We start from the raw sequence: 21,964 nt of genomic DNA on the forward strand, positions 1-21,964 counted from the left end.
ACAATACATCTAGATGCAATTGCAGAGATTCTTCGCAATTGTTAATCCCCTGTTTTTTTGTGCCTCACGAAAAGAAAAAAGACTCCGCTTAAGCATACAAACTTAAACGAAGTCTGGCAAATTTTTATTATTGTATATTCTCACATTGATTGTGCATCTGTTTCGCCCAAATCATTATGTGCATCAAGCTCACGATGCACATTTTCCTGCATAAATGTTAATTCAAATACTTCTTTTAATTTGCGAACAGGAATGATCTCAATTCCCTTTATTGTGTACAAAAATGGTTGCATGTTTTCAGCCGGAATGATGACTTTCTTAGCTCCCGCTTTTTTCGCAGCTTTTATTTTTGCGTACACACCACCAATAGGCTTCACTTCTCCGTGGATACTTATCTCACCTGTCATCGCTACTTCATTATTCACATACGTACGATGCACTGCTGAATATACACCTGTTGCCATAGCAATACCTGCTGAAGGACCATCAATTGGGATACCACCAGGAAAATTAATATGTATATCATACCCTTCTGGCAACACATCTAGAGAACGAAGTACTGTTAACACATTATCAACAGAACCTTTCGCCATACTTTTACGGCGGATTGATTTCGTTTGATTTCCAATACTTTCCTCTTCTACAATTCCAGTGACATTTACTGATCCTTTATCTTTCGCAGGAATAGCTGTTACCTCAATTTCTAATAACGCACCTGTATTCGGCCCATATACAGCAAGCCCGTTCACAAGACCGATTCTCGGAATTGGATAAATACGTTTTTCGTACTTTGGTGTAAGCTGACTAGAATGAACAACCCACTCAATATCTTCATCTTTAATGAAAGGTCGTTCTTCATTTATCGCCATACCAGCAGAAATTTGCACGAGATTAATTGCTTCTCGCCCATTTCTTGCATACATTCCAATCATTTCGATACCGTTCTCACCTACTTGCATCTCCACTTTGTCAGCTGCATTTTTCGCTACTTTTTGAATTTCTTCTGTATCTAACTCACGGAAGAACACTTCTAAACAACGCGACCTAATTGCAGGAGGAATTTCCTCTGGTGAACGTGTCGTTGCACCAACTAAGCGAAAATCTGCAGGTAAACCTTTTTGAAAAATATCATGTATATACGTTGGAATCATCGAATTTTCTTCACTATAATACGCACTTTCCAAAAACACTTTCCGATCTTCTAACACTTTTAGCATTTTATTCATTTGAATTGGATGTAATTCACCAATCTCATCAATGAACAAAATACCACCATGCGCATCTGTTACAGCCCCTTTTTTCGGTTGCGGGATACCCGCTTGTCCCATTGCACCTGCTCCTTGATAAATAGGATCATGCACTGAACCAATTAATGGATCCGCAATACCACGCTCATCAAACCTAGCTGTCGTCGCATCAAGTTCGATAAATGTTGCATTTGTACGAAATGGAGATTTCGGATTTCGTTTCGCTTCTTCTAATACAAGGCGTGCTGCCGCTGTCTTTCCGACACCTGGCGGACCGTATATGATCACATGTTGCGGATTAGGACCACAAAGAGCCGCTTTTAACGACTTAATCCCGTCTTCTTGCCCTACAATGTCTATAAAGGATGTAGGACGTACCTTTTCCGCAAGCGGCTCTGTTAAAGAAACCTCACGCATTTTACGAAGCTGCTCTAATTCTTTTTTCGATTCTCGATCAATTGAAACTTTTTGTGTTCGCTGATTTCGAAGTAAATGCCAAAAATACAATCCGACAATTACGCCAAAAACAAGTTGAACAAGTAAAAATATATTTGTCCAGCTCATAATTCATTTCCTCCCGCTATGTTTTACCTTTTAGTATTTCCTGGGAGGAATAGTGCTAAACATAAAGAAAAACAGCAATTATAAAAATTGCTGTTTCTTCTTCGCATTATGCAGATGTTTTTGTATCAAGTACAGTACCGTCTTGTAACACCAATTTCGGCGGTTCATTATCAGCTACTGTTTCTTTCGTAAGAATACACTTCTCGATATCTTTGCGAGATGGAAGTTCGAACATTACATCAAGCATCAAGCCTTCAATAATAGAACGAAGTCCACGAGCACCTGTTTTACGCTCAATTGCTTTTTTCGCAATCTCAACTAGTGCACCTTCTTCAAACTCTAACTCAACATCGTCAAGCTCCAATAATTTTTGGAATTGCTTAACAAGTGCATTTTTCGGTTTAGTTAAAATATCTACAAGAGCATCTTCATCAAGCGGCTCTAGGTTCGCAATAACTGGAAGACGACCGATAAACTCCGGAATTAAACCGAATCTTAAAAGATCCTCTGGTAAAACGTGAGATAAAACATGCTTCTCATTTACATCAGCATTTTTCTTCTCAGCACCAAATCCAATTACTTTCTCACCAAGGCGACGTTTAATAATAGGCTCGATGCCATCAAACGCTCCACCACAAATGAATAGGATGTTCGTTGTATCAATTTGAATAAACTCTTGATGCGGGTGCTTACGACCACCTTGAGGTGGAACGCTCGCTACAGTACCTTCTAAAATTTTCAGAAGTGCCTGCTGTACACCTTCACCAGATACATCACGTGTAATTGATGGATTTTCGGACTTACGTGCCACTTTATCAATCTCATCAATATAAATAATTCCTTTTTCCGCTTTTTCTACATCGTAATCAGCCGCTTGAATTAGTTTTAGTAAGATGTTTTCTACATCTTCCCCAACGTATCCAGCTTCTGTTAAAGATGTTGCGTCCGCGATTGCAAATGGAACATTTAAAATACGCGCTAATGTTTGTGCCAATAATGTTTTACCACTACCAGTTGGCCCAATAAGTGAAATATTACTCTTCGCTAATTCTACATCATCAATTTTGCTGTTAGAATTAATGCGTTTGTAATGGTTATATACCGCTACCGCTAGTGCTTTTTTCGCGTTATCTTGTCCGATGACATACTCATCTAAGATTTCACGAATTTCTACCGGTTTCGGTACATCTTTGAATTCTACTTCTTCGTCCTTCGCAAGCTCCTCTTGTACAATTTCAGTACAAAGCTCGATACACTCGTCACAAATGTAAACACCTGGACCTGCAACTAACTTTCGAACTTGCGTTTGTGTTTTACCACAGAAAGAACATTTTAATTGACCTTTTTCATCATTAAATTTAAACATATTTTCACACCCCTTACAAAGTGCTAACCTCTTGCCTTCGTATGTACACGATAAATGTATCGTATGTAAATACATATTATGTCACTACGTAGCGAGAAATACAAATAATATGACTAGTTATGTACAAATAAAAAAATTTTAAAACTTTTGAAATATGTATATTCGACTTACAAAGGCACTTTTCCTTCTTCATCGAAAAGTTTTATAAATATATTTCTATATTTATAAAACAAGGCACGATTAAAATCGCGCCTTGTTATTTTATTATGCAGCGTTGTCTACTAAGAAGTCTACAGCTTTACGCACTTTAAGATCTTCAGATAAAGCGTCTACGCTTCCAAGAGCTTGCTTGATAGCGTCTACTGGCATACCGTACATTTCAGCCATTTTTTCAACTTCTGCAGTTACTTCTTCTTCAGTAACTTCGATGTTTTCAGCTTCAATGATAGCTTCAAGAACAAGATTGATTCTTACACGTTTTTGTGCATCCTCTTTCATTTGCTCTTTTAATTTGTCAGCGTCAGTACCTGTGAATTGGTAGTAAAGCTCAAGGTTCATACCTTGTTGGCTTAAACGTTGCTCGAATTCACGAACCATACGATCTAACTCAGTGTCGATCATAGCTTCTGGAATGTCGATTTCAGCGTTAGCAGCAGCTAATTCTACTACTTCGTCACGTACTTTGTGCTCAGCTTCGTGCTTTTTGCCTTCTTCTAAGTTTGTACGAAGTTTTGTTTTTAATTCATCAAGAGTTGCAACTTCTTCGTCAGCATCTTTAGCGAACTCGTCGTTTAACTCAGGAAGTTCTTTTGTTTTGATTTCGTGGATTGTTACTTTGAATGTTGCTGGTTTACCAGCTAATTCAGCAGCATGGTACTCTTCTGGGAATGATACTTCAACTTCTTTAGAATCACCAGATTTAAGACCAATTACTTGCTCTTCGAAACCTGGGATGAAAGTACCAGAACCGATTGCAAGAGAATAGTTTTCGCCTTTTCCGCCTTCAAATGCTTCGCCATCAACGAAACCTTCGAAGTCGATTACAGCTGTATCACCATCTGCAGCAGTTCCGTCTTCTTTAACAACTAGTTCAGCTTGACGCTCTTGTAAAGCTTTTACTTCGTTCTCTACATCCTCGTCAGTTACAGTTGTTTCAACTTTTTCTACTGCTAAACCTTTGTAATCACCTAATTTAACTTCAGGTTTTACAGTAACTTTTGCAGTGAAAATTAAGTTTTGGCCTTTTTCGAATTTCTCGATGTCAATCTCAGGATGAGCAACTGGGAAGATACCAGCTTCATCGATTGCTTCACCGTATGCTTTTGGTAAGATGATATCTAAAGCATCTTGGTATAAAGATTCAATACCAAAGCGTTGTTCGAATAATGGACGAGGCATTTTTCCTTTACGGAAACCTGGTACATTAATTGTTTTTACTACTTTTTTGAATGCAGCGTCGATAGAGTTATTTACTTCTTTAGCATCAACTTCGATTGTTAAAACGCCAACGTTACCTTCTAATTTTTCCCATTTTGTAGACATTTATTCTTTCCCTCCAACTATAATAATGTATGCACATACCTCTATAGATCAAAATTTTTATTATCTCTTTCTTGAAATAACAAATGTACAAATAACCCTCTAGCAAAAAGCTTTCAGATACAATGTTCCAATCTACTAATTGTCTAAAAGACAACTACGGTATATTTTGTTCGAGACTAATATGAAACATATTAAGTAAGAGAATTATACTCCTCTTCTCTTACAAACAGGCAGATTTCTGCCTTTTGCAACCCTTACATTATAACATAGAATGTGCTCGTTTCAATAACTGAACGATTCTTTTTCATAATTATACGGGCAAATACCCTTCTCTTTCAATGCGCAGTAACCATTGATAGGCAATATGAAATTCCTCAAACTCAATATTGTATGCTGTCATAAGTTCTTCTTCATCAATAGCCAATCCGAAACGCTTTCTTCCAATTCTCTCTAAGACAGCAGCCCAAATTTCTACTTTATCCATTAATAGAGGGAACGGAAAAATGCTAATTTGTAATTCTTTCCAGTATGTAACCATCGTACTAAATATATCTGGATAACTTTGCTCTAATCGGTTTGAGAATTTATGTATAATTTTATCGGATTGCTCCTCATTATGACCTGTAAATGCTGGAATCACCTTTATCGTATTTCCAAACTTCTCTACTTCTATTTCTTCTTCTATTTGATTTTCTACCATTTTATACAAAATAGAAGTTTTTAAATAAGGGTGCTGATCTTCGTCTATTAAAAATTTCTTTAAAGTAGGAAGTGCGAGATCCAGGTCTTTTAACGAAAGTTTCTGGATCACTCTTAGCTTTTGACCAAAGTTTTCTCCAAAAAGCCCATCGGTAAATTCTTCTAATTCAAAATTCGAATCCACTAGCGGTGTATCTTCTTCATTCAGCATCCCTTGCGCAAACAAAGCAAGCTGCGCCAATTTTTCCTTTTGCTCAGGAATTATATCTTTCGTTTGCAAAACTTCCTCAACAGTTTCAATGACACCTTCATAATCATTTGTTTGAACTAAAATAGTTACATACGTTTCAAGAATATCACCAAATAATACAGCTCCTGTTTCAAGCAACTGCTCACATTTTTCTTTCGCTTCTTCCATACGTTTTAATTCTAGCAAACAAATAACGGAAGCTAATTCTGTTTGTTCCGTTTCTGCATTATACTGACGTAATATTTCAAAGCAGCGCAATGCATCTTCGAATTCCCGCTCTTTCAACGCTAAAAAACCTTTATCAATATAGCGTTCTGATAGTTGCGGAAACAATACGACCGTATTTTCTTTTTTATCCATACGTCCGCCTCTTTTTCTAGATTTTAATGATCTTCAAAGTAAATATATCAAATGCGTAATGAGAACACAACATTCCAAAATTATTTATTTGAAATATAGGAATATTCTATTTTCATAGCAAAAAAGCAACAAACTTCTAAATGAAATTCATTTTTCACAAACAAAAACCCTCAGCAACAGACGGCAGAGGGTTCATCATTAATGGAAAGCTTTTATAATTGTGGGGTATATAACAAGGGTAATAATTTGGAGAACAATAATTGCCATAACAATCATGCTAAAATAGAAGATTGGTTTACTTCGCTTCATTAAAAACATAATAATAAGCATCGTACAAGCAAACAAACTTAAAAAGAACAAACTCGTTGTCGAACTAAGTATACCACTTGGGACAAAGAACAATAAAACTACACTACAAGTACCTATAATTCCAAATAACCATTCCATTCATTCACTCATTCCCTTTCCCTCTCATGGCAGTTTTTTCTACGCTACTAAATGTTTTACAACATCAATTACATATGTTAACTTTTCATACGCCACAAACCCAAAAGCTACTGTTAAACCTGTTACGATTAATCCTTTCATCATCTCTTCCTCCTCATTTATCGTTGTTATCTTCATTATATAAGATTAGTAATTTGTTACCATCGAACTTCCTTACACTTACCTTACAGAGTTGTAAGATTTCAAAAATAAGTTTAAAATCATGTTAATATATTTTTGTACAATTAAGAATTTAATTTACAAGGGGGATTATATATGTTCAAAAAAATGGCTGCTGATGTTTTAGGATTAAGCGATGTAGGTTCTGTCATTACACCAAAAGATTATGATAAGGTTGATGCTGATGATTACGTGATGCATGAAGATGGGGAGAAAATTTACTTTCTTATTAAATCAAAATCAGATGAATATTGCTTTACAAACAAAGGATTAATTCACCTAGATGGTACAAGTGCCACAAGCAAAAAACGTACATTACGCCGCTTTAGCTATAGTAAATATCAAATTAAAAACGTAGCACTTGAAACTGCAGGAACGATTGATTTAGATGTAGAAATTAAATTTCAAATGGGAGATGAGCATTACTCAATTGATGTTCATAAAAAACATATTGAAGAATTAAAAGATTTATATAAGGCTCTTCTTAAAATCGAAGAAATTTCATACGACAACGACATTACATTGCAGTATGCACATAAAAGTTTAGACATGGCATCTAACGCTTTCAGCCGTATTTCAAATGCACAAGTAAATTTAGCAGAACAGTTTAAAGAGATGAACGAGATCGCCTTTAACTGGCTCGTTGATACGAAAAAGCAATATAACGTGAAAGATTACGGTTTTGTCTTTGAAAAATTTATTAATAACTAATTTAAAACAAACAAAAAACCTTGTTATCAAAAGATAACAAGGTTTTGTTAGCGTCCCAGGAGAGATTCGAACTCCCGACCGTACGCTTAGAAGGCGTATGCTCTATCCGGCTGAGCTACTGGGACATGGAGCGGGTGAAGAGAATCGAACTCTCGACCAGAGCTTGGAAGGCTCTTGTTTTACCACTAAACTACACCCGCATATGTTATTTTATTTTTCTTCGTTAGCGCCGTTGCCCTATCGACAATATTTATTATATTCATAACTACTTATAAAGTCAACACTTTTTTAAAAGAGGATAATTTTTCTTATCCTCTTTTAAAAATTGCTTGTTCCACCAGCTGTCCATCTAATGTTTCAAAACGAACTTCTATATGATTTTCATCCATTTCTAATAAAGCGAATGTTTTTTCCACACGAGAGCGTGGGAGCAAAATACTTCCTGGATTAATAAATAAAATCCCATCAATTAATTCTGCCCCTAATATATGAGAATGTCCAAAGCATGCTACTTGCGCTCCTACTTCTCCTGCATGATACGCTAACGTTTGTAACGTCATTTTCACATTATGACGATGACCGTGTACAACTAAGAAACGAATTCCATCTACATCAGTTACAATTTCATCTTGAAAGTTAGCATAATCACAATTCCCTTTTACAACTTGGAAACCTTGTAGCTCTTCGTGAGCAGGCGTTAGCTCTGAATCACCACAATGAATCATGACATCTACTTTCCCTTCGTAATTCTCTTTTAACTGCTGTAATTCCTTCACAGAGCTATGACTATCGCTTACGATTAAAGCTTTCATCAATCTCTCTCCCTTATTCTTCTAAAAACCATTCTGGGATTTTTTCTTCTAATTTACGAAGAGCGCGTCCACGGTGACTAATCGCATTTTTCTCATCCGAATTTAGCTCAGCCATCGCTTTTTTATATTCTTCTACATAAAAAATCGGATCGTATCCGAAACCATTTTCCCCGCGGCGCTGTTCTAGAATTTTCCCTTCGCACGTTCCGTTTACAATAACCGGCTCTTTATCCACTTCAGGGAAAGCAACTGCTAGCGCACAGTAAAAACGAGCTGTACGTTTTTCTAAATCGACGTCAGTTAACCCTTGTAACACCTTATCTATATTCGCCTGATCATCTTTCGGCTCTCCAGCAAAACGAGCTGAATACACACCTGGTTTCCCGTTTAAGGCATCTACAATAAGACCAGAGTCATCCGCAATTACGATGGAATTCAACTGTCTACTAAGACTGTCCGCCTTTAAAATTGCATTTTCTTCAAATGTTTCACCAGTTTCTTCGACTTCTTCAATATGAGGAAAATCGTGTAAAGATTTCACTTCTAAGTCAAATCTCTCAAATAACTCAGCAAACTCACGTACTTTCCCAAGATTTTTCGTCGCTACAACAACTTGCTTCATATTTTCCACCTCTACTCTATATGAGATACGATGTCACCTAACGCTTCTTTTTGCTTTTCAACAAGTTGGAAAATCCCTTGTTCAGCAGCATCAAGTAATTCATTTAATTCAGCTCTGCTAAACGTCGCTTCTTCTCCAGTTCCTTGTACTTCAACAAACTGACCTTTTCCAGTCATAATAACGTTCATATCAACGTCTGCTTTAGAATCTTCAGCATAATTTAAATCTAAAACAACACCTTGTTCTTCAACAACACCTACTGACGTTGCCGCTAAATAATCTTTCACCGGAATTTTAGATACTTTGTCTGCTTGCAATAATTTTTCAAAAGCTAATACCATCGCTACATAAGCACCTGTAATAGAAGCTGTTCTCGTTCCGCCATCCGCTTGAATTACATCACAGTCAATCCAAACCGTTCTTTCGCCAAGCGCTTCTAAATCAACAACCGCACGTAATGCTCGTCCAATTAAACGCTGGATTTCCATTGTGCGCCCTGTTACTTTCCCTTTACTTGACTCCCTGATTGTACGTTGCTCTGTCGCACGTGGAATCATTGAGTATTCTGCTGTTACCCAGCCTTTTCCTTCTCCGCGCATAAACGGCGGTACACGCTCTTCAATTGTCGCTGAACAAATTACCTTTGTATCTCCAACTTCAATTAGTACTGATCCCTCTGGATGTTTTAAATAATTTGTATGAATATGTATATGGCGTAGCTCTGCTTTTCCTCTACCATCTACTCGCATAAAAATAACCCCCTCATAAATACTCTCATTAGTATAGCCAAATTTAAATGTACGCTATGTATAACAATAAAAGAAGGGGAACTCAAAAAGCAATTCCCCTTTCTTACATAAGTATATCAAATTATTCGCGATTAAAAACTACCTGTATTCACGTTTTGTGGACGATCAACAGGTTTTATTAACTTTTCACCTTTCTCATCCATAAGATTTGCTTTCCCATTCACTTCAATAGAAACATTTTTCACACCTTGTTTTTCCGTTAAAGATAAGACTAACGATTTCAACACATAATTTGAAATCATGTTTTTGTCTGGGTTCACAAATATATTTTCATTAAAGTTTAATGTAATATTTCCGTTCTCCACTTTTGGATTCGTAATAAGCTTAGCTCCTGGATTAAAATCATTTAGTAGCGATCCTTGAATCGGACCTTTTACAAGCTCATCCACAATTGCCGAGTAATCATTTTCTTTTCCTTCTGCAACGCGCCTTGTTACCGGTACGTAATATTGCTGCTTATTATTATTTTGCGCCATAAAGTAAAGTGTAACCGGTTTTGTATGCGTCACATCTGCTACTTGTTCATCATCAAAGTTAATTCCATTCGCACGACTTACACCTTCACCAAGCGGTGTACCCGCAACAGGCATCTTCGCTAACTTTTCACCATTTATTTGGAACTGCACTTGTTTTATTTCTGTAAATTGAGTCAAAGTCCACGCTACTGATTCAACAATTTGACGTTCTTCTTCTTTTGAATAATTTTTCATTTCTTTAGAGAAATCAATTACTGCTGTCCCGCCTTTTTTCAAATTCAAGGTCATCGTCGTATTCGCTGGAAGGACTGCTCGAAATCCATTTGGCAATAAATTTGTGACTGGTCCATCTTTCACAAGATACTCTAACGTTTGCTGTACAACTTCATTCGCTTTCGGAGTAGGCATTGCAATAGTTTGCGGTACGACATATCCATTTTTATCAACGAGGTATAACTCTCTATTTACTGTTTGCTCTTGTTTATCTTTTTTAGCAGTTTCTTTCTTTTCACCTTCTGTATACGTAACTTTTTTTGGCGGATCAATTTGTTCTGTCGCTTTCTCTTGATTTAACAAGCCACACCCTGATAATAAAATCGCACTCACAGTAGCACCAACAACCCATTTAAAAGTGGATTTAGGCATGCCATTCCCCCCTAAAATCTAAGTTTGTACTATTATGTATACGAGCTGTTTCATGTTTTAGAACAAGCTATGGCTACTTATACAGAAAAAACCCCTGATTTCTCAGGAGTTCTCTTATATGAATCTACTATTATTCTGTTTCTAAATTGATATGCTTCACATTTTCAATCGGCTGACCGAACCACTTTGATGCAATTTCTTTAAACAGGCCTATTTTACCAGTCGTTAAGAAGAGATGATCACTTTGTTCTTCTCCCTCATTTAGCATCTTACTATGGTATAAAATCGTGCTTACCTCACGCGCTGTTTCATCACCCGAACTAATTAATTGTACTTGATCCCCCATTACCTTTTTAATAACAGGACCTAAAATCGGATAATGTGTACATCCTAGAATAAGCGTATCAATGTCAGTACTTTTCAACGGTTGCAATGTTTCTCTTACAACTTCATACGCCATTTCACTTTCGAAATTCCCACTCTCTACAAGCTCAACGAAAGGTGGGCAAGCTAAACTTTCTACCATAACACGGTTATTAATAGACTTTAACGCCTCTTCATAGGCGCCACTTTTTACTGTTCCAATCGTTCCAATAATCCCAACATGATACGTATTTGTCACTTTTAAAGCTGTACGTGATCCTGGATGAATAACTCCAACTACTGGAATTGGTAATTGTTTCTGCATTTCTTCTAATACAACCGCAGTTGCTGTATTACACGCAATAACTAACATTTTGATATTTAAATCTAATAAATGCTCCGTCATTTCCCACGTAAATTGACGCACTTCTTCACGAGAACGCGGACCATAAGGGCAACGTGCTGTATCCCCTAAATATATAATACGCTCTTTCGGCAACTGACGAATTAATTCCTTCGCTACTGTTAAACCGCCCACTCCTGAATCAATAACACCGATCGCTCTATTCAACTTAATCACCCGTTTTCTCATTCATCATCTTTTATGTTTATCAGTATATTTTACACACTTTAAGTTCGCTAACTTAAAGTGCCCCTGTATAAAAATTTTCATTTGTACCTATATAGATCAGGACCTTTTTTATTTTGCTCCTTTTTTTCATAATTTGCAAGACAGAAAAATAACCGACCTTCTATATGAAAGTCGGTTTCTTCTATATAAAATGCTCATTCAAAATAAAACTCCCGCTACTTTTATTAATAGCGGGAGTTTTATTTCTATATTTTATTTATCGCGTTCTTTATAGCCTTACCTATTTATGTATGAAGCATGCTTATCATTCATATGGAGCATGAAACAAACAGAAAAATAGCCGACCTTTTGTATAAAAGTCGGCTGCTTTCTTATAGTTCTAGCTCTCCCATACGAAGAAGCTCAACAACTGCTTGTGAACGTCCTTTAACCCCTAGCTTTTGCATTGCGTTTGAGATGTGATTACGTACTGTTTTTTCACTTATAAACAGTTCACCTGCAATTTCCTTCGTCGTTTTATCTTGAACCAGTAATTCAAATACTTCTCTTTCTCTCTTTGTGAGTAACGGTTTAGATTGATACGCTTTTTCCTTCAACTGGTATAACCCTCCTTGCTTAAGCCAGAGCTGTATATGTGTAAGTTGGGTGTTTATTTAGTCAAGATATTGTATGAACGAAATGTGCAGGTGGTGAATGAAAATGGGCTTTATTTCTTATGTTATTTTAGACTTTTATACAGTGCGTACACTCTTTTTATCCACTTACTTTTCAGTACGCCATATTTGTTCTAGTAATATGCTGACAACTGTACCTACGAACAAACCATTTCCGAATATATATTGCATCACAGACGGCAAGGATTGGAGTGCTCCAGACGGTAAAAACATAACACCACTTCCAAATAATATAGCAACTCCTAAAATCGTTACATTCCTTTCGTTGAGCTCCACTTGTTTTATATTATGAAATCCAATTCCAATAAGCTGCACGAACGAAGCCATTAAAACCGCAGATGCGACCGCGGATGGCAGAGAGGCTAAGTAGCGGATAATACTTGGAAACAGCGCCATACCGACTAATAGTACACATGCAAATAAGAATGAACGCATGTACTTTTGATTTGTTAAACGTATGAAACCTGCCGTTGCTGGTAGTGGAACGACACCTACAGTTGAAAACAAAGAGGAAATCATATGCGAAATCCCTCCGACCCACGTACCATTTCTCAACTGTTTTTGTTCAATAGTCGCTTTATGAATCGTAGCTTGATTGATTGCTATAATAGCTGCCACTGTATTTGAAACTAAAATACATACCATAACGAAACTTGATACAGCCATACCTGTATTCCATTTTGGAATTCCCCACGCAAATATATGTGGAAGTTGCACAAAATGAGTTACTTGAGATGGGATCGTCACTTTTCCTGCAATGAGAAAAATAATCCAGCCACTAATTAACCCTATTAAAACCGCATAACTTTTAACAAACCCTTTTCCGAAGTTGGAGAGTATGACTACGAATAAAAATATGCAAAAAGCAATTAATGCTGTAAATCCATCAATTTGAGAAACAGTAGCTGTAATTCCTAGCATTCCTTTTAAAAATACACCACTTAATTGTAAACATAATAACAGTAAGAACGTCCCTGTCACGAGCGGCGTAAATAAAAATAAAATACGCCCGATAACTCCCGTTACTCCTAGCCCTATTAAAACAACTCCCGCAACCATCATTCCTAATTCTAAAATTTGCAATGTACTATGTAATTGATCCTGCCCTACAGTTGCATAAGCAAGCACGGTAAATACACCAACCCAAGATCCAGCTGGTCCATCCGCAATCGGAAGCTTATGTCCAAGCCATCCTTGTAAAAAAGAAGATATACCAACTACGAAAAACGTACGCTGCATTAAATAAAATACTTCTTCCGTCGTAAGATGAAATAATCCGCCAACGACAATTGGTAGCGCGATTGAGTTTGCTAATAAAAAAATAAACCATTGCAAAGTTCCCATAATATGATTTTGATTATGTTGATTGTCCAAACTTTTCATCCCTTCTTGCTTCCTTATAAGGAAGTATAGTACTTCCGTGTTTCTACTAAATAAAAAAGAAGGGTTCTATTTTCACAATTAGAACCCTTCTCAAAACATCTAAACGATTCCTCTATACAAGATTATCAGATTTCACTTGATTTAAATCCCCTATAACAACATTCCCTTTATACATAACTACACGCTTCTCTGTTTGACGAGCCACTGCTTCCGCGGCGCATGTTGCATTCGTTAAAACAAAACTTGCCTCATCCCCTACATTCGGCCACACTCGTTTCCCTTCATTATTTAACGTTTCTTTCCCTCCAGTAATAAAACGAAGAGCTTTCCCTAAAGACCTTTCATCACTCCAACCAAATCGTTCTGCCAATCGATTTGCCTTTTGAAGCATATCACCTGTGCCAAACGGAGACCAATGATCTGTAATACTATCATTTCCTAATGAAACTTTAACTCCTTTTCGATCTAATAATGGAATTGGGATTACTTGTTTACCGATTGGAACGGTTGAAGTGATATCAATCTTTAATGCTGCTAGTCTTTCTGCCACTTCTTCAGCTTCTTTATCAGTAACACCACCAAGTCCAAGCGCATGACTAATTGTTACACGACCTTGCCATCCTGCTTCTTCCGTTAGACTTGCTAATCTCTTCATTGTAAACGTTCCAAGATTATTCGCATCGTGCAAATGAATATCAACATCCGCATTAAATTCTACCGCAATGTCCATAATCGTATGTAATGATTTTTCAATATCATTATCTACTGTAGCTGGGTCCACTCCGCCAACTAATTGTGCGCCCATACGCATCGCATCTTTCACAAGTTGCATAGAATTACTTCGCAATAATCCATGTTGCGGAAATGCAACTATTCTACCAGACAACCGATCTTTATATGTTCCTAAAGCCGCTAACGTTGCCTCTAAATTACGAAGTCCAATAACCGGATCCACATTACAATGCGTTCTAATATTTGTTGCGCCATTTCGAAGCAATAACTCTAGCATATTTTCCGCCCTGTCTTGAGCAGTTGCTAATTGCTTTGGTAAAATCGTTTTTTCTTCATTAAAACGTGTAAAAATATTTTCTCCTGGCATACAAGCTTTCCAAGGCCCACTATAATATGTTTTATCAATATGAATATGCATCTCTTCAAAAGCTGGTAAAACTAATAAACGATTAGCATCAAAAGTTAACGTTCCTTCCTCTTGGGCGATTCCCGATATAATTCTTTTAATTCGCCCATCTTCAATAAGAAGACTGCATATCTCAGTTTCCGTTTGTGAAATTTTCGCTTCTTCATATGTATAACCTGTTTCAAGCTTTACATTAGTCAACCAATATAATGTCATTACCATTTCCCCACCTTATATTAGAAAATACGTCACACCCTCATTTTCATTTTAATACCAACTGAAAATTAAGACAATTAATCCACTGTATTGTCCTTTCACAAAAAAATGTAATATAACCTAATGGTCTTCTCATAAATTTCCATATAGAATAAAAGTACACTGTATCACTCATACATAACAGCGGTGATATAAAAAGGAGAGGATCATAATATGTCGAAGAGGTTATATAAATCCGAAACTGATAAAATGTTATTTGGTATATGCGGTGGTTTAGGAGAATATTTTGATATTAGCCCTACTCTCATTCGCATACTTTGGGTCATTGCTATTTTATGTTTTGGGACGGGGTTTTTAGTTTATTTTATTTGTTTATTACTTATGCCACGCTCTTACTAATAACATTCTTTCATATATTTGAGCATAGCGTATAAAAAATCCCCTATAGAAAAATCTATAGGGGATTTTTTCATGAAGAATATTTCATCGTTAAATGTAATACCGCTACTTCATCCTCTTCATTTTTATAACTATGTTTCTTATTAGCTTCAAACTGAATGGAGTCAAACTCATTTAGCACATATACGTCATTCTCAACTTGAATAGAAACTTTCCCTTTCATTACTGTTACCAGCTCAATTGCTCCTTCATGATGAGCTTCCGGTTCATATATACTATTCGCTCTTAAACAAGCACGGTGCATTTCCATCCCCGTTTCTTTCGTGTAACGGAACATCGTTTCTAAATGCCATGCTTGTCCTACATCTACTGCAAATCCTTCTCCGCAGCGCGCAACAGCTACAGGTTCTCCAACAACCATTAATCTCGATAAAGGAATCGATAACCCTTTCGTTATTTTCCAAATGACAGCTAACGTTGGATTCGTTTCGCCTCTCTCAATTTTCCCTAATGTTAATTTACTAACCCCTGTTTTTTGGGCTAATTCTTCTAAACTTAATTTTTGTTCATTTCGAATTTGTCTTAATAGCTGACCTACTTGCTGAATTACTTCTTTCGTTTGCATATCTTCATTTTCTTTCATATATAAAAACCACCTTAAAACATAAAATAGTTTACTTTTATTACCTTTAAGTATATTATACTATACATAAATACTCAATTCCGAAAGGAGTGCCATACTTCATGCGCGCAATATTACTAGGTCTTTTATCATCGGCCTTTTTTTCTGCAACCTTTATTATTAACAGAGCAATGAATGTATCTGGAACAAGCTGGGCTTGGACTGCTTCCTTCCGTTTTCTATTTGCTCTCCCTATTTTATTCCTTATCGTTTTATTTCGCAAAAACTTAGGAGCTTTATGGGCAGAATTAAAAAAACATCCATTTGTATGGATCGGGTGGGGCTCGGTCGCTGGCATCGGCTTCTATTCTTTATTAAGTTTCGCAGCTGTTTTTTCTCCAGCTTGGCTCGTTGCTGGAACTTGGCAAGTTACGATATTAGCAGGTTTACTTTTATCGCCATTATTCTTCATTAAAATAGAAACAAAATCAGGTACAAAACTTGTACGTGGAAAAATTCCACTACGCAGTTTATATGTAGCATTATTTATTTTACTTGGTGTAATTTGTATGCAAGCGACTGCAGCGGGTCATATTACAATGACTCAGTTCATCTCGGGATTTTTACCTGTCGTATTAGCGGCTTTCTTATATCCGTTCGGTAACCGAAAAATGATGGAACTTGTTGGTGGGCGTCTTGATACATTCCAACGTGTATTAGGAATGGCAATCGGAAGTCTCCCTATTACAATCCTACTTGGTATATACGGATTTTCCACTACCGGTATTCCATCATCAAGTCAAATGATGCAAGGATTTTTGTTAGCATTATGTTCCGGAGTTATTGCGACGATGACATTTTTCTTTGCTACTGACTTAGCAAAAGACAATCTTGCTTTACTTGGAGCTGTTGAAGCAACACAAGCTGGAACGATGGTCTTCACTGTGCTTGGTGAGATTATTTTCTTAAATGGTTCATTCCCTAGCGGACTGTCACTGATTGGGATGATTATTATCATGCTAGGAATGATCGTAAATAGTGTTTTAAACCGTTCTGTTCCAGTCATTAAACAAAAAAAATCAGCATAAAAATAGATATGGTTCTTCTTCATAGAACCATATCTATTTTTATTATCTCCCTATTTCGCCTTATCAGAATAGTATTTCATTAGCTGTTTATACTAAAACCTATGTTATAATACGTTTCATGTGCATTAATAGGAGGTAAATTATGTTAAAAAAAGCAATTGCTGAATTTATTGGTACATTTGTACTTGTATTATTCGGAACTGGAGTAGCTGTCATTGGTGGCGGAATTGAAGGAATTGGAACATTAGGTATCGCTATGGCTTTCGGATTATCTATCGTGGCTATGGCATATAGCATTGGAACAATTTCTGGATGTCATATTAACCCAGCAGTATCAATCGCTATGTTCATCAACAAAAGAATGAACACTATGGAACTTAGCTATTATTTATTAGCTCAAATTTTAGGTGGTTTATTAGGAACTGCAACGTTAGTAACAATTTTACGATCTGCTAAATTACCTTTAGATAATTTAGGACAAAATAGTTTTGGAACTCTTGGTTTATCTGGAGCATTTTTAGTTGAATTCATTTTAACTTTCGTATTTGTTTTAGTTATCGTTGCTGTAACAGGTAAAAAGGGAAGTTCTTCTTTAGCTGGACTAGTAATTGGTTTCACATTAGTATTAATTCACTTATTAGGTATTCCGTTAACTGGAACATCTGTTAACCCAGCTCGTAGTATCGCACCAGCTCTATTCGCTGGCGGAGAAGCAATTTCTCAACTATGGGTGTTCATCGTTGCCCCAATTTTTGGTGGTATCGTAGCAGCTGTTGTAGGAAAGTTTATTTTAAATACGGAAAAATAGAACTTTCAATATTTCCGAATAAAAAAAAGCGAGCCCTCATCATGAGGAAGCTCGCTTTTTTTTATTCTTTAATTTTCGACTTTAAATTTGTAACTAATTGCTGCACCGTTACATTTGCAAGTACGTTTTCCATCGCTTCTTGCGATTGTATTAAAATAATCTCTAATACCGATTGAATATTAGCTCCTACTGGACATTCAATGTTGGGATTTTCATGGAAAGAAAATAGATGTCCTTCTTCTACAACTTCCACAGCTTTATATACATCAAGTAATGTAATTTCATCTAAATCACGAGCAAGTGTCGTACCACCTTTACCAGCTTGTACATCAACAAGTCCTGCTCTCTTCAACATTCCTGTAATGCGACGAATCACAACTGGATTTGTATTCACACTACCAGCAATCCATTCAGAGGTACAGCGAGAGTTTCGATCTATTGCAAGTAACGTTAACATATGAACACCTACTGTAAAACGACTACTAATTCCCATCTGCACACCCTCCTTTTTATTCATTCTATTAAAAGACAACTCTTATTATTATATACTATTTTTAATTTATACATAAAGAAAAAGCATGATTCCATTAGAAAATCATGCTTTCCCTCTATTATTGACGCTTTATAAATTTCGCCAAATCTTTAAACTTCACTTTATCAGAGTAATTCATTACACCGTTTACATAGATACGGCTTGTAATCGCATTTAATATACCAATCGTCGCCAATAAAACTACTAATGTTATCGTAATCTCTAACATACCTGCTTCACCAGCTACAATCCGCGAGAAGGTAACCATTGGTGTGAAAAACGGAACATACGAACTTACAACAACAATAGTACTATTTGGATCACTTAATGATTTAATACTAATGAAGAATGCAGCCATGATCAAAATCATTATCGGGAAAGATACAGCTTGTAAATCCTCTGTCTTAGACACAACAGCTCCAGCCGCAGCGTACATCATCGCATAAAGTAAATACCCCGTAATGAAATAAACAAGAAACATACTTATAACCTTTGCATCTAATTTTGTAAAGTCAATTGGAACACCAAGTAATGAAGCACTTTCTAAATCGACCCAACCTAACAAATAAGGAATAAGATAACCACACGCCAATATTACAAGTTGTAATAACGCCGTTGAAACAACCGCCAAAATTTTCGCATACATCATCGTAAGAGGCTTTACTTTCGGAAGCATTACTTCCATTACACGTGACGCCTTTTCAGATGCAATATTCATTGCGATTGTATTTCCGAAAGCTACAATAAACATATACAAAGCAAATGTAAAGAAATATGCAATTCCGAAAGAAGATGTACGATCTTTTATCGCTTCTTGCTTCACTTGAATTTCTGCTTGTAATTGCTGCGCAATTTCTGGTGAAACATTATTTTTTGCAATCGTCACCTTCGTATATTGTTGTTTTAAATAACCCGCCATAATCGCAGAAGTTGCTTGGCTTGGAAATCCATTATACATATATGTAACTGCTGGAGTCCCATCCTTTTCCGTCACATGGAATAGACCATCTAAATCGCCTTCTTCTACTTGCTTATGCAGTTTATCAAAATCATCCTTTGAACCAACCGTTATTTTTGCTGATGGCAATAGCTTATTTAGCTCTTCTTTTTGTACTTTGTATGTGGAGCTCTCTACTACAACTGCAATTTTATCTTTATCCTTATTTTTATCATCGCCTGAAGTAAAATGATTAAATGCAAAAATCCCAAACACAACTAAAAATAAAATCGCACTCGTAATTAATGATTTTTTAGATAAAAATGCTTCTTTAAAATAAAATGAAAATACATGAGAAAATTTACGCATCTTTATTTCGCCCTCTCTACAAAGATTTCGTTTAACGTCGGCTCTAACATTTTAAATTGTCGTAAACCAACACCTTGTTCTTGCAATTGTTGCAAAATCTTTAGAGCTTCTGCATCATCTTGTACTTTCACATAAAGAAGGCCTTGTTGTTTTTCATACGGGACATGTATAGCTTCTAATCCCTTTTCATTCTCTGCTATATCTTCGATTGTTAAATTACGAAAACCGTATTCTTTCTTAATATCACTTAATTGTCCTTCTACGACTGCTTCACCTTTTTTCAAAATACATACATGTTGGCAAAAAGCCTCTACTTGCTCCATACGGTGACTAGATAAAATAATTGTCTTTCCGCTCTGTACTTGTTCTCCAATAATACTAGCCAACATTCCAGCATTAACTGGATCAAGCCCGCTAAATGGTTCATCCAAAATAAGAAGTTCTGGATCATGAAGAAGAGCAGCAATCAATTGAATTTTTTGCTGGTTCCCTTTCGAAAGTTCTCCTGCTGTTTTGAATTTATATTCTGGGATTGCTAAGCGCTCTAACCAGTGATCAATTGCAAGATCTACTTCTTTTTTCGTCATTCCTTCTAATCTACCAAAATATCGCAACTGGTCTATTACTCTACTTTTTGTATATAAGCCTCTTTCTTCTGGTAAATATCCAATTGTTACCCCGCTATCACCAAATGATTTTCCATCCCACGTAATAGAACCTTCATTTGGCGTTAATAAACCTAGTAACATTTTAATTGTCGTTGTTTTCCCTGCACCATTTCGGCCAAGTAACCCTAACACTTCACCTTTCGGTAACGAGATTTGCAAACCATTAACCGCTTTAGATTCTCCGAATATTTTTGTTAAGTTTTGAATTTGTAAACTCAATGTATAAAGCCTCCCCTTTAGTATCATTCGTACTCTCTATTAAAGACTATGATTGTTCGAAATAAAATATAGTACTATATTTCAATCTTTTATACGTATCATGATCCCCCATCCACCATTTGTTTTATTTAGTTAAAATTGTAAATAACAAAGATATATTTGTCAATTATAATTGTCATTTCGACAATAAAACACGTCAAATCACTTTTTGTTATTTTCCCCATCTTTCTAATATAGGACATACTACTATATATACAAAAGACAATATGCAAATGTTCATAAAAAAATTTTTATATTTTAATATATAATATAAGATGATTTTCTAACATCGAGGAGGATACATATGAAGATGAAGAGGGGTATTACCAGTTTATTATCTATAGCCGTTCTTTCCACATCGCTTGTAGCATGTTCAGGAACAGCTGAGAAAACAGTGGCAAAAGAAGAGAAAGTACAATTAACAGACCAGCAATTGATGGCCGATTTATGGTATCAAACAGCTGGCGAAACGAAAGCACTTTACTACCAAGGCTACAATATTGGTCAATTAAAGCTTGATGCAGCTCTTGCAAAAGGGACAGAAAAAAAACCTGCTATCGTACTTGATCTAGATGAAACTGTTTTAGATAACAGTCCCCATCAAGCAATGAGCGTAAAAACAGGAAAAGGCTATCCTTATAAATGGGACGATTGGATTAATAAGGCTGAAGCTGAAGCTCTTCCAGGCGCTATTGATTTCTTAAAATATACAGAGTCTAAAGGTGTAGATATTTACTACATCTCAAATCGTAAAACAAATCAACTAGATGCAACAATTAAAAACCTTGAGCGCGTAGGTGCTCCTCAAGCGACGAAAGAACATATATTACTACAGGACCCGAAAGAAAAAGGGAAAGAAAAGCGTCGTGAACTTGTTTCTCAAACACATGACATCGTCCTATTCTTCGGTGACAACTTATCTGATTTCACTGGTTTTGATGGAAAATCTGTAAAAGATCGCAATGAAACAGTAGCAGAATCAAAAGCACAATTTGGTGAGAAATTCATCATTTTCCCTAATCCAATGTACGGTGATTGGGAAGGTGCTCTATATGACTATAATTTCAAAAAATCAGATGCAGAAAAAGACAAAATCCGTCGTGACAATTTAAAATCATTTGATGCAAAATAACAAAGAGGATGGCCTT

The 21,964-nt window shown here is 36.2% G+C and carries 22 protein-coding genes and 2 tRNA genes; 5 read left to right on the forward strand and 19 right to left on the reverse strand.

The genetic code is table 11. From position 1 onward, the window contains the following. Positions 1–140: 140 nt before the first annotated feature. The 5 genes from lonB to NSQ08_RS21055 form a co-directional block, all read right to left on the reverse strand. A complete protein-coding gene (gene lonB / locus NSQ08_RS21035) occupies positions 141–1,811 on the reverse strand; it encodes an ATP-dependent protease LonB (protein ID WP_002015346.1) in 1,671 nt (556 codons plus the stop codon). Positions 1,812–1,917: 106 nt separating this feature from the next. Beyond that, positions 1,918–3,177 (reverse strand): ATP-dependent protease ATP-binding subunit ClpX, encoded by a 1,260-nt coding sequence (gene clpX, locus NSQ08_RS21040; protein WP_000472285.1) that lies wholly within the window; start codon positions 3,175–3,177, stop codon positions 1,918–1,920. Between the two features lie 264 nt (positions 3,178–3,441). After that, positions 3,442–4,719 (reverse strand): trigger factor, encoded by a 1,278-nt coding sequence (tig, locus tag NSQ08_RS21045; RefSeq protein ID WP_002015345.1) that lies wholly within the window; start codon positions 4,717–4,719, stop codon positions 3,442–3,444. A gap of 310 nt (positions 4,720–5,029) precedes the next feature. After that, a complete protein-coding gene (locus NSQ08_RS21050) occupies positions 5,030–6,028 on the reverse strand; it encodes a hypothetical protein (protein WP_044442379.1) in 999 nt (332 codons plus the stop codon). Positions 6,029–6,226: 198 nt separating this feature from the next. Then, the gene (locus NSQ08_RS21055) at positions 6,227–6,475 is read right to left on the reverse strand and encodes a hypothetical protein (RefSeq protein ID WP_001983650.1); all 249 of its coding nucleotides are present in this window, start codon (positions 6,473–6,475) and stop codon (positions 6,227–6,229) included. Positions 6,476–6,790: 315 nt separating this feature from the next. On the opposite strand from NSQ08_RS21055, the gene NSQ08_RS21060 reads away from it, so the two are divergent. Further along, the gene (locus NSQ08_RS21060; RefSeq protein WP_000473869.1) at positions 6,791–7,405 is read left to right on the forward strand and encodes a PH domain-containing protein; all 615 of its coding nucleotides are present in this window, start codon (positions 6,791–6,793) and stop codon (positions 7,403–7,405) included. A gap of 51 nt (positions 7,406–7,456) precedes the next feature. Here the strand turns inward: NSQ08_RS21060 and NSQ08_RS21065 are convergent. The 10 genes from NSQ08_RS21065 to NSQ08_RS21110 form a co-directional block, all read right to left on the reverse strand. After that, positions 7,457–7,530 (reverse strand) — tRNA-Arg (locus NSQ08_RS21065). A 1-nt stretch (position 7,531) separates the two neighbouring features. Next, a tRNA-Gly gene (locus NSQ08_RS21070) sits at positions 7,532–7,605 on the reverse strand. Positions 7,606–7,713: 108 nt separating this feature from the next. Continuing rightward, positions 7,714–8,217 carry a metallophosphoesterase gene (locus NSQ08_RS21075; protein ID WP_002034207.1) on the reverse strand — a complete coding sequence of 168 codons (504 nt, stop codon included), beginning with the start codon at positions 8,215–8,217 and terminating at the stop codon, positions 7,714–7,716. Between the two features lie 13 nt (positions 8,218–8,230). Beyond that, positions 8,231–8,839, reverse strand: a complete 609-nt coding sequence (locus NSQ08_RS21080; RefSeq protein WP_002088834.1) for an XTP/dITP diphosphatase — start codon at positions 8,837–8,839, stop codon at positions 8,231–8,233. A gap of 11 nt (positions 8,840–8,850) precedes the next feature. Then, the gene (gene rph / locus NSQ08_RS21085; RefSeq protein ID WP_002138500.1) at positions 8,851–9,588 is read right to left on the reverse strand and encodes a ribonuclease PH; all 738 of its coding nucleotides are present in this window, start codon (positions 9,586–9,588) and stop codon (positions 8,851–8,853) included. Positions 9,589–9,719: 131 nt separating this feature from the next. Next, on the reverse strand, positions 9,720–10,769 hold the full coding sequence (locus NSQ08_RS21090; protein ID WP_002143278.1) for a GerMN domain-containing protein: 1,050 nt from the start codon (positions 10,767–10,769) through the stop codon (positions 9,720–9,722). A 130-nt stretch (positions 10,770–10,899) separates the two neighbouring features. After that, positions 10,900–11,712: a glutamate racemase gene (gene racE / locus NSQ08_RS21095; RefSeq protein ID WP_002015338.1), complete on the reverse strand. Its 813-nt coding sequence runs from the start codon at positions 11,710–11,712 to the stop codon at positions 10,900–10,902. A 383-nt stretch (positions 11,713–12,095) separates the two neighbouring features. Next, positions 12,096–12,320 carry a spore germination transcription factor GerE gene (gerE, locus tag NSQ08_RS21100; protein WP_000659484.1) on the reverse strand — a complete coding sequence of 75 codons (225 nt, stop codon included), beginning with the start codon at positions 12,318–12,320 and terminating at the stop codon, positions 12,096–12,098. 165 nt (positions 12,321–12,485) lie between these two features. After that, complete coding sequence (locus NSQ08_RS21105; protein ID WP_340778619.1) at positions 12,486–13,781, reverse strand: purine/pyrimidine permease; 1,296 nt, start codon at positions 13,779–13,781, stop codon at positions 12,486–12,488. A 112-nt stretch (positions 13,782–13,893) separates the two neighbouring features. Continuing rightward, positions 13,894–15,135 carry an amidohydrolase family protein gene (locus tag NSQ08_RS21110; protein ID WP_340778621.1) on the reverse strand — a complete coding sequence of 414 codons (1,242 nt, stop codon included), beginning with the start codon at positions 15,133–15,135 and terminating at the stop codon, positions 13,894–13,896. Between the two features lie 213 nt (positions 15,136–15,348). Here NSQ08_RS21110 and NSQ08_RS21115 point away from each other — a divergent pair, with 213 nt between their 5' ends. Next, positions 15,349–15,534 carry a PspC domain-containing protein gene (locus tag NSQ08_RS21115; RefSeq protein ID WP_340778624.1) on the forward strand — a complete coding sequence of 62 codons (186 nt, stop codon included), beginning with the start codon at positions 15,349–15,351 and terminating at the stop codon, positions 15,532–15,534. Positions 15,535–15,604: 70 nt separating this feature from the next. On the opposite strand, the gene NSQ08_RS21120 is transcribed toward NSQ08_RS21115, so the two are convergent. After that, positions 15,605–16,177 carry a helix-turn-helix domain-containing protein gene (locus NSQ08_RS21120; RefSeq protein ID WP_002034214.1) on the reverse strand — a complete coding sequence of 191 codons (573 nt, stop codon included), beginning with the start codon at positions 16,175–16,177 and terminating at the stop codon, positions 15,605–15,607. A 101-nt stretch (positions 16,178–16,278) separates the two neighbouring features. On the opposite strand from NSQ08_RS21120, the gene NSQ08_RS21125 reads away from it, so the two are divergent. Then, on the forward strand, positions 16,279–17,244 hold the full coding sequence (locus tag NSQ08_RS21125; protein ID WP_033709464.1) for a DMT family transporter: 966 nt from the start codon (positions 16,279–16,281) through the stop codon (positions 17,242–17,244). A 142-nt stretch (positions 17,245–17,386) separates the two neighbouring features. Beyond that, positions 17,387–18,052: an MIP/aquaporin family protein gene (locus NSQ08_RS21130; RefSeq protein ID WP_340778628.1), complete on the forward strand. Its 666-nt coding sequence runs from the start codon at positions 17,387–17,389 to the stop codon at positions 18,050–18,052. Between the two features lie 61 nt (positions 18,053–18,113). On the opposite strand, the gene NSQ08_RS21135 is transcribed toward NSQ08_RS21130, so the two are convergent. From NSQ08_RS21135 to NSQ08_RS21145, 3 genes are all read right to left on the reverse strand, one after another. Beyond that, a complete protein-coding gene (locus NSQ08_RS21135; protein ID WP_002088848.1) occupies positions 18,114–18,545 on the reverse strand; it encodes an Rrf2 family transcriptional regulator in 432 nt (143 codons plus the stop codon). A gap of 118 nt (positions 18,546–18,663) precedes the next feature. Next, complete coding sequence (locus NSQ08_RS21140) at positions 18,664–19,890, reverse strand: ABC transporter permease (protein WP_002015418.1); 1,227 nt, start codon at positions 19,888–19,890, stop codon at positions 18,664–18,666. A gap of 2 nt (positions 19,891–19,892) precedes the next feature. Continuing rightward, positions 19,893–20,777: an ABC transporter ATP-binding protein gene (locus NSQ08_RS21145; protein WP_215590226.1), complete on the reverse strand. Its 885-nt coding sequence runs from the start codon at positions 20,775–20,777 to the stop codon at positions 19,893–19,895. 343 nt (positions 20,778–21,120) lie between these two features. Here NSQ08_RS21145 and NSQ08_RS21150 point away from each other — a divergent pair, with 343 nt between their 5' ends. Further along, entirely contained in the window at positions 21,121–21,948 is an 828-nt protein-coding gene (locus NSQ08_RS21150) for a 5'-nucleotidase, lipoprotein e(P4) family (RefSeq protein ID WP_002129299.1), read from the forward strand. Positions 21,949–21,964: the final 16 nt, after the last annotated feature.

It is taken from the genome of Bacillus sp. FSL E2-8887 (assembly GCF_038007205.1).
Taxonomy (GTDB): domain Bacteria; phylum Bacillota; class Bacilli; order Bacillales; family Bacillaceae_G; genus Bacillus_A; species Bacillus_A mycoides.

What these genes read in the sequence shown, in the direction of transcription:
- NSQ08_RS21120 (WP_002034214.1), bottom strand. Translation starts at nt 16,177, where the DNA reads ATGAAAGAAAATGAAGATATGCAAACGAAAGAAGTAATTCAGCAAGTA.
- NSQ08_RS21150 (WP_002129299.1), top strand. Translation starts at nt 21,121, where the DNA reads ATGAAGATGAAGAGGGGTATTACCAGTTTATTATCTATAGCCGTTCTT.
- NSQ08_RS21075 (WP_002034207.1), bottom strand. Translation starts at nt 8,217, where the DNA reads ATGAAAGCTTTAATCGTAAGCGATAGTCATAGCTCTGTGAAGGAATTA.
- NSQ08_RS21050 (WP_044442379.1), bottom strand. Translation starts at nt 6,028, where the DNA reads ATGGATAAAAAAGAAAATACGGTCGTATTGTTTCCGCAACTATCAGAA.
- NSQ08_RS21130 (WP_340778628.1), top strand. Translation starts at nt 17,387, where the DNA reads ATGTTAAAAAAAGCAATTGCTGAATTTATTGGTACATTTGTACTTGTA.
- NSQ08_RS21135 (WP_002088848.1), bottom strand. Translation starts at nt 18,545, where the DNA reads ATGGGAATTAGTAGTCGTTTTACAGTAGGTGTTCATATGTTAACGTTA.
- NSQ08_RS21105 (WP_340778619.1), bottom strand. Translation starts at nt 13,781, where the DNA reads ATGAAAAGTTTGGACAATCAACATAATCAAAATCATATTATGGGAACT.
- NSQ08_RS21080 (WP_002088834.1), bottom strand. Translation starts at nt 8,839, where the DNA reads ATGAAGCAAGTTGTTGTAGCGACGAAAAATCTTGGGAAAGTACGTGAG.
- tig (WP_002015345.1), bottom strand. Translation starts at nt 4,719, where the DNA reads ATGTCTACAAAATGGGAAAAATTAGAAGGTAACGTTGGCGTTTTAACA.
- NSQ08_RS21110 (WP_340778621.1), bottom strand. Translation starts at nt 15,135, where the DNA reads ATGACATTATATTGGTTGACTAATGTAAAGCTTGAAACAGGTTATACA.
- NSQ08_RS21115 (WP_340778624.1), top strand. Translation starts at nt 15,349, where the DNA reads ATGTCGAAGAGGTTATATAAATCCGAAACTGATAAAATGTTATTTGGT.
- NSQ08_RS21060 (WP_000473869.1), top strand. Translation starts at nt 6,791, where the DNA reads ATGTTCAAAAAAATGGCTGCTGATGTTTTAGGATTAAGCGATGTAGGT.
- NSQ08_RS21125 (WP_033709464.1), top strand. Translation starts at nt 16,279, where the DNA reads ATGCGCGCAATATTACTAGGTCTTTTATCATCGGCCTTTTTTTCTGCA.
- lonB (WP_002015346.1), bottom strand. Translation starts at nt 1,811, where the DNA reads ATGAGCTGGACAAATATATTTTTACTTGTTCAACTTGTTTTTGGCGTA.
- clpX (WP_000472285.1), bottom strand. Translation starts at nt 3,177, where the DNA reads ATGTTTAAATTTAATGATGAAAAAGGTCAATTAAAATGTTCTTTCTGT.
- NSQ08_RS21090 (WP_002143278.1), bottom strand. Translation starts at nt 10,769, where the DNA reads ATGCCTAAATCCACTTTTAAATGGGTTGTTGGTGCTACTGTGAGTGCG.
- NSQ08_RS21055 (WP_001983650.1), bottom strand. Translation starts at nt 6,475, where the DNA reads ATGGAATGGTTATTTGGAATTATAGGTACTTGTAGTGTAGTTTTATTG.
- NSQ08_RS21140 (WP_002015418.1), bottom strand. Translation starts at nt 19,890, where the DNA reads ATGCGTAAATTTTCTCATGTATTTTCATTTTATTTTAAAGAAGCATTT.
- rph (WP_002138500.1), bottom strand. Translation starts at nt 9,588, where the DNA reads ATGCGAGTAGATGGTAGAGGAAAAGCAGAGCTACGCCATATACATATT.